The 7,031-nt window shown below is 48.5% G+C and carries 4 protein-coding genes; 1 reads left to right on the forward strand and 3 read right to left on the reverse strand.

Features of this window, described 5'->3' with window-relative positions; all coding sequences use genetic code 11:
* Window positions 1-107: 107 nt before the first annotated feature.
* From BN161_RS13495 to gcvP, 3 genes are all read right to left on the reverse strand, one after another.
* The gene (locus BN161_RS13495) at window positions 108-1,439 is read right to left on the reverse strand and encodes a DUF6562 domain-containing protein (protein ID WP_044267065.1); all 1,332 of its coding nucleotides are present in this window, start codon (window positions 1,437-1,439) and stop codon (window positions 108-110) included.
* A gap of 384 nt (window positions 1,440-1,823) precedes the next feature.
* Window positions 1,824-3,821, reverse strand: coding sequence for a tetratricopeptide repeat protein (locus tag BN161_RS28130; protein WP_125910826.1), 1,998 nt, complete (start codon window positions 3,819-3,821; stop codon window positions 1,824-1,826).
* A 75-nt stretch (window positions 3,822-3,896) separates the two neighbouring features.
* Window positions 3,897-6,746, reverse strand: coding sequence for an aminomethyl-transferring glycine dehydrogenase (gene gcvP / locus BN161_RS13505; protein WP_044267066.1), 2,850 nt, complete (start codon window positions 6,744-6,746; stop codon window positions 3,897-3,899).
* Window positions 6,747-6,814: 68 nt separating this feature from the next.
* Here gcvP and BN161_RS30115 point away from each other — a divergent pair.
* Window positions 6,815-7,031, forward strand: a 217-nt coding sequence (locus BN161_RS30115) for a hypothetical protein (protein WP_209441903.1), incomplete at its 3' end; no start/stop codon positions are given.

A 7,031-nucleotide genomic window follows, 5' to 3' on the forward strand; every position in this document is an offset into this window, starting at 1 on the left:
CCCGCGTCACCCTCATTGTTGCATCCCGTCAGCAAGGCTGCCAAGCCGAGGGACAAAAGGAAAAGTTTATTCTTCACCATAGTTGAAATATTAAATGTGTTCTATATCTAAAATTCTACTTCGTATTCACCGCTCCATTCCGTATCTATATGTATGCCGCCACCTGTGGAAGCGGTCAGGAAGTTGCCTTGTACGGTGGTGAGGCATCCTATGCGGTAGTTCACCTGCACGTTGCCAATACTGCTGACGACCTTGCCGTTGCTGTCACGAAAGGTGATATTCACTCTGACAAACGATTCCCTGCCGTTGACGAAGACGTAATCTTTGCCTGCGGTCGCTTCCGTTTCGCTCTGTTCGCTCCATGCGGACGTATAGCTGTAACCACCTTCTGCACCGGCGGGGGCGGCATTGGGTACACTGTAGGCATTGGGCCAAAAGCCTTCATAAGCTATCTCTATGTTCAGGTCTTCCAACGGAGGCCAGTCTTGTTTGGGGCGAAGTTCATTGTACTTTGCCACATCTGTCGTCACAAGGCGGTATTTCGCCAAGGGGCGGTGCATGGTTACTGCCTCAGACCCGTCTGTTGTGTCGAGTGTGATGCGCTGTGAAAAGGCGTCTCGTGTATCGGTATTGGCAATGTAGCTTTCGCGGGGAAGTGTTTTTATAAGATTGAGATTGTCGGTGATATAGTGATGGTCCGTGTGGGCATCAGTGGTATAATCCGCCCAAAGGTTTATATCATATTCACCGGTTCCGAGTGAAAGGTCGAAGCGGTAAATGCCTTCCGTATCGGTTGGCATCAACATGGACCGTTGGGTAGTGAGCCGTTTGGAACTCCCTTTGAGGTAGATGTCGGCAACTCCCCTTAAGGCCGGTACAGACATTGTGCGTGTAGGTTGATAAGCAGGCAGGTGAGGGGAAGGAATGGATAACAATAGCTCTACATTGGTAGCTTTGATGCCTTCCGCTTTGGGCTCAAGGTCTATATATACATGTGATACACCCTCTTTTAGTTCTTTTCGCAAAGTTCCGGTCAGCAGGTGGGGATAATTTTCCACTTGCGTCTTTACCCATGCGGCAAAAGTGGCCAAATCTATATCAGGTAATGGGGTACGGGAGGCGGGAGGGATGAAATCGGAACCGGTGTTCAGTATTGCCAGAATCGTATAGTTCCCTTTGGGCAACAGGATGTGTGCCGAGTAAAGTTCTTCCATAGAATTGTAATAATTGTGGCGTATCAGTTTGTTTGTCAGGTCGAACCAGAAGAGATGAGCATTGTTCAAAGGGATGTCTGCTGATACCTCTTCTGAATTCAGGCTTATCGTTACAATAGCTCCTGTCATTTCGGGTGGTTCAATGACCTCATAAGACGACTTGTAGTAGCATCCCGCCAGTGTGAACAGTGATATAAGAAGGAATAGTAATTTGCTTTTTATCATTTTATAGCTTTATAAATCAGTGCATTGTATTTACCGGTATTTTCTCCACGATGTAAAAGCATTTACCGCTGTATGTAACGACCTTTACCACCTATTGTAACGACCTTTACCTCGGTATGTAACGGCTTTTACCTCGGCATGTAAATGGAGTTACGACGTGGGGTAAAAAGAGTTCCCTCGTAGAGTAACGGCATATCGGCTTCGTGGTTGCTAAATTAGTACATATAGGTGTAACCGTTAGTAAATGGAATATAGACAAAATCCTCTACAATATAGAAAAACAGATAGACAAGCCCTGCACAATGTCATTGTACAGGGCTGTATGGATTGTCGGGAATAAAAATACTGATGAATACCTTTTGTTTTAGGTTATACTATTATTTCTTAGTTGGTTTCAGTAAGCAATCGGCGTATTTCGGTATCGAGGTCGCTACCTTCGGGTAAATTGAGTTTACTGCGCAGACGATAGCGGTTTTGCAACACGCTGGCGCGGCTGATGCCGAGCGTGCGTGCAACTTCTTCGTTGGTCTGTTTCAGCACAATGAGCATGCAGAGCAGTTCATCGGCACGGGTGGTGCGTGGACAGATGGAGCGCAACTGATGTAATGCTGAAGGATATAACACAGCGAATGCCGTGCGGAATTGTTCTTCCTCGGCATGGGTAAGCAAGCGGGGTTGCAGTTTCTCCATCACGCGGTCCAGATTGCAAGTTTTTTCATGAGTGCTTTGCACTTCGGCAAGTTGGCGGAGCAGTTCTTCGTTATGGTTATTCAGTTCCTGCCGGGAGGTGATAAGTTGTTGCAGGCGTTCGCTCTGGTCGCGTAACTGCTGTTCAGAGAGCTTCTTCTCCTGTTCGCGCAGCCGAAGACGCAGTTTCAGGGCACGTTGACGCATCCATATCCAGCCCGTCAGGCATACGACGATGAATATCAGGGTTATGCTTCCCAAAGCATAGCTTCTCAGTTTGTTGTTCTTCAATTGCACTTCGGCGGCAAGCAGGCGGTTCTGTTGTTCTTTCTTATGAGTTTCAAAACGGATGTTGGCGGCGGCGAGTGCGCGTATTTCGTTGTCGTGATGCATGGAGTCGAGCACACTTTTGTAATAAGGATAGTTGCGAATGAAGGATTGCTCCATCTTATTATCAAGATACGCCTGCATTAGTTTTTGGATGCACTGGCTGCGCATATTCTCCATGCCTAAGTGTACATATCCCTTTACCGCATCTTCCATAAGCCGGATGCCGGGTTCGAGTTTTCCGTTTTTGGTGAAGGCTTCTCCCAGACTTTGCTTGAATTGAAGTTTGGCGAAAGAAGGCATTCTGAGAGTATCGGCGCGCAGCTCAAGTAAAATATCCAAAGCACGTCCGGCAGAATCGGGGAGGGTGAGATAAAGTTCGGCCAATGAGAGCCGGTTGTAGAAGGCGCCCTTAAAACTGCCCAGTGCCACCGAAACGTCGCAGGCACGATGCAGATAATAGGCGGCGGAATCATTCTGCCCTTTATTCTTATAGATTTCGCTTTGAAAGCGGTATAGGTCGCTCAATCCGAAACTATCTTTTTGAATGGAGTGGCGGCAAGCCAGACGGTTCAGCTCCAATGCCCGGTCGTACATGTTGAGAGCAAGATATAGGTTAGACTGCCCGCCATAAGCCATAATGATGCCGTTTCCTACCTTTTGCAGACTGTCATTCTCATAAAATTCAATAGCCGCCTGATTGGCTTCGGCGGCTTGCCGGTAATTCTTCTCTTCCTGATAATATGAGCCGAGCCTTGACAGGATGCGTCCCATATAGGGAGATACGGCTCCTTCCCGATAGGCTTCAACGGCTTTTTCAAGTTGGGCAATGGCTTTCCTGATGTCGTGGCCGGAGTAGAAGTAGACACTGCCTGCCATTTCTGAGTATTGTATAAGCCGCCCGGCATCATCCGGCTGGGGCATGGCGGCAAAAGAGTCGATGAGTGCGACAGCCTGCCGGTTATCTCCTGCCATTTGGTGGAGATGGGCACGAATAGCAAGTAGTTCGTAAAGACAGTTCTGCCTGATGAGAGGAGATTGCAGGGTCTGGAGATATTGCAGGGCTTGCCGGAAATTACGTGAGTTGATTGCTATTTGTTTGTATTCGGATAAGAACAGGCGGATGTATTTCAGCAATGAGTCATCGGGGGTAATGTCAGGGGGCAATGCGTTGAGGGCTTCTTCGATGATATGCTGGGCTTCATCGAATCGATGCTCTTTATTGGCGGTTCTGCCTTGGGTATATGCTGTGGTTAGAGTAGCGGTTATACTTGTTTTTTCGTTTGATTCTTGGGTGCTGCCTGCCGGATGCAAGGTACAGCATGCCAATGATATTAGCAATAGTAATATTGCAGGTAAATGCTTCATGAATTATTTGCTTTAGGAGTGCTGTGTGAAATATATGCGGGCGAATATTCATTCGCCCGCAATGCAAAGAAACTATTATTCAAACGTTCCGTATCGTGTCGGCAACAACTTACGGTCGCCCAGCGTGTTATCCACGCGCGCCACGTTTATCCAGAACTTGTTTTCGCGTACACTTTCTATCGGATAAGCTGCCTTTTCCCTTGTATATCTATGTTCCCAATTATTGGCAACTACCTCATATTCGGGATGAGGGGCATTTATCAGGACATTGTCTTCCTTATCCGCCTTTCCTTCTTTCACTTCCTGAATTTCTTCCCAGATGGTCAGCATCACGTTCACGAAGTTATCCAGTTCGGCAAGGCTTTCGCTTTCCGTAGGCTCTATCATAAGCGTGCCGTGAACGGGGAAGGAGAGGGTGGGAGCATGATAGCCATAGTCCATCAGTCGTTTGGCGATGTCGTTTTCGCTGATACCCGTCTCTTCGTGTACCTTGCGACATTCCAATATCATTTCATGACCAACAAAGCCAGTGGCACCACGATATACAATACCATACGTATCTTTCAGACAGGCTGCCAGGTAATTAGCGCTGAGAATAGCGATTTTTGTAGCACGTGTCAATCCTTCCGTACCCATCATGCGGATATATCCGTAAGTGATAGGCAGAATACCTGCACTACCGAATGGGGCGGCAGACACCGTATTGGCAGGATTGCCGAACAGCGGATGTCCCGGCAGGAATGGAACCAGATGTTCGGCAACGCAGATGGGGCCTACGCCCGGACCACCACCTCCATGAGGTGAAGCGAATGTTTTATGCAGGTTCAGATGACAAACGTCTGCACCGATAAATCCGGGATTTGTCAGACCAACCTGGGCATTCATGTTAGCCCCGTCCATGTATACCTGTGCACCGCAATCATGGATGATGCGGCAGATTTCTACGATTTCCGTCTCAAAAATACCGTGGGTGGAAGGATAAGTGATCATCAGTGCAGCCAGGTCGTCTTTGTTCTCTTCCGCTTTGGCACGCAAGTCCGCCATATCGACATTTCCTTGCTCATCGCATGCACAAGTTACGGTAGTGAAACCGGCCTGGATGGCAGATGCGGGGTTGGTACCATGAGCAGATGCGGGAATCAGCACTTTGTTACGATGTCCCTGTCCGATGTTCTCCAGATAAGTGCGGATCACACGGAGACCGGTATATTCGCCCGCAGCACCGGAGTTCGGTTGCAGACTGACACCCGCAAAACCTGTAATGACTCTCAGTTCTTCGCTGAGATTGTTAATCAGTTCACGGTATCCCTCTGCCTGGTCTTCGGGTACAAGCGGATGCATACACATAAATTCCGGACGGCTGAGAGGCAACATTTCTGCCGCAGCATTCAACTTCATGGTGCAGGAGCCGAGGGAAATCATGGAGTGGGCAAGGGAGATATCCTTACGGTCAAGGCGCTTGATATAACGCATCATCTCCGTTTCCGTATGATATTTATTGAACACTTCATGTGTCAGATAAGCGCTCTGGCGTTTCAGAGTCTTATTAATAGTATTGCTTACGGGAATATCATCCACTTTGGTGTAGTCTTTTCCTGCGGCAATGGCAAAGATGGAGAGCAATACGTTGGCAGCGGATACATCAGTTGTTTCGTCAATACTCATACCTACGTCTCCATTATCAAAGTAGCGCAGATTGACTTCCTTGCTCAATGCGATGGTACGTACCTGTTGGGCAGATACACTGTCGGGCAACACAAAGCGCAGGGTGTCGAAGTATTGGTCATTCACTTGTTTGTATCCCAGTTTCTTGATACACTTTTCCAGATATGCGGCGATGCTGTGGATACGTTCTGCAATGGCGTGAATACCTTCCGGACCGTGGTACACGGCATAAAAGCCCGCCATGGTTGCCAGCAAAGCCTGTGCGGTACAGATATTTGAAGTAGCCTTTTCCCGTTTGATATGTTGCTCGCGGGTTTGCAGTGCCATACGGTAACAGAGTTTTCCGTATTTATCTTTTGACCAACCGATGATACGTCCCGGAATATTACGTTTGTATTCGTCGCGCGTAGCGAAGTACCCGGCTGACGGTCCGCCATAGAACATCGGTGTACCGAGGCGTTGGGTGGTACCGAATACAATATCAGCTCCCCATTCTCCGGGAGGGGTGAGCAGGGCAAGGCTCAGGATATCGGCGGCAACGGCTACTTTGCAGTTGGCAGCATGGGCTTTCTCTACAAAGACACGGTAATCTTCTGCGTTTCCGCTCGCATTCGGATATTGTAGTATACAAGCAAAAATATCCGGTGTCAGTTCCAGTTCGGAATATTTTCCCGTGCGTATCTGAATACCTTGCGGGATAGCACGCGTAGTCATTACGGCCAGTGTCTGTGGGAAAATGCTCTCGTCTACAAACACTACGTTTGCACCGGACTTCTGCATATCACGCGGACGCAGGGCGTACATCATGCTTACGGCTTCGGCAGCAGCCGTAGCTTCATCCAGCAGAGAACAGTTGGCAAGTGGCATACCCGTCAGGTCGCATACTGCGGTCTGGAAGTTCATCAACGCTTCGAGGCGCCCTTGCGAAACTTCTGTCTGGTAGGGGGTATAAGAAGTGTACCATACCGGATTCTCGAATACATTCCGTTGAATAACGGCGGGGGTAATGGTGTTATACCAGCCGAGGCCGATATACGTTGTGTAAAGTTTGTTTTTGCACGCCAACCGGGTGATGTGTTGTCCGAACTCATATTCAGTCATAGGCGCGGGCAATGCCAACGGTTCTTTCAGGCGAATGTTTGCAGGGATGGTTTTGTCTATCAACTCATCCAGACTGCCGACTCCTATTTTCCGGAGCATTTTCTCTTCGTCTTTTTCGCTGATGCCGATGTGGCGGCAAGCTAATAGGTCGCTTTTCATATCTGTATATATTTAAGTTGTTTATTTTAGTTGGTAAATGGGAATTTATCTTATACTTTTTCTTTCGCTTGTCCGAAAGAAAAAGTATCAAAAAGAAAGGCCCCGGTCTGAGTCTTCTGTGCTACTCCGATACTGCCATGCACAGCCGGTGCTCGAACTGGCTACGCTCAGACAATCGCCCCTTACCTGTGCCTGCCAGCACCTCCGCTTACGCACCTCCGCCTATGCCCGAGAGCTTCGCTGTGGAAGCTGCTGCGCATTATTACATCCGGGATTCTCACCCGC

It is taken from the genome of Bacteroides timonensis, from assembly GCF_000513195.1.
Lineage (GTDB): Bacteria > Bacteroidota > Bacteroidia > Bacteroidales > Bacteroidaceae > Bacteroides > Bacteroides timonensis.

What these genes read in the sequence shown, in the direction of transcription:
- BN161_RS13495 (WP_044267065.1), bottom strand. Translation starts at nt 1,439, where the DNA reads ATGATAAAAAGCAAATTACTATTCCTTCTTATATCACTGTTCACACTG.
- gcvP (WP_044267066.1), bottom strand. Translation starts at nt 6,746, where the DNA reads ATGAAAAGCGACCTATTAGCTTGCCGCCACATCGGCATCAGCGAAAAA.
- BN161_RS28130 (WP_125910826.1), bottom strand. Translation starts at nt 3,821, where the DNA reads ATGAAGCATTTACCTGCAATATTACTATTGCTAATATCATTGGCATGC.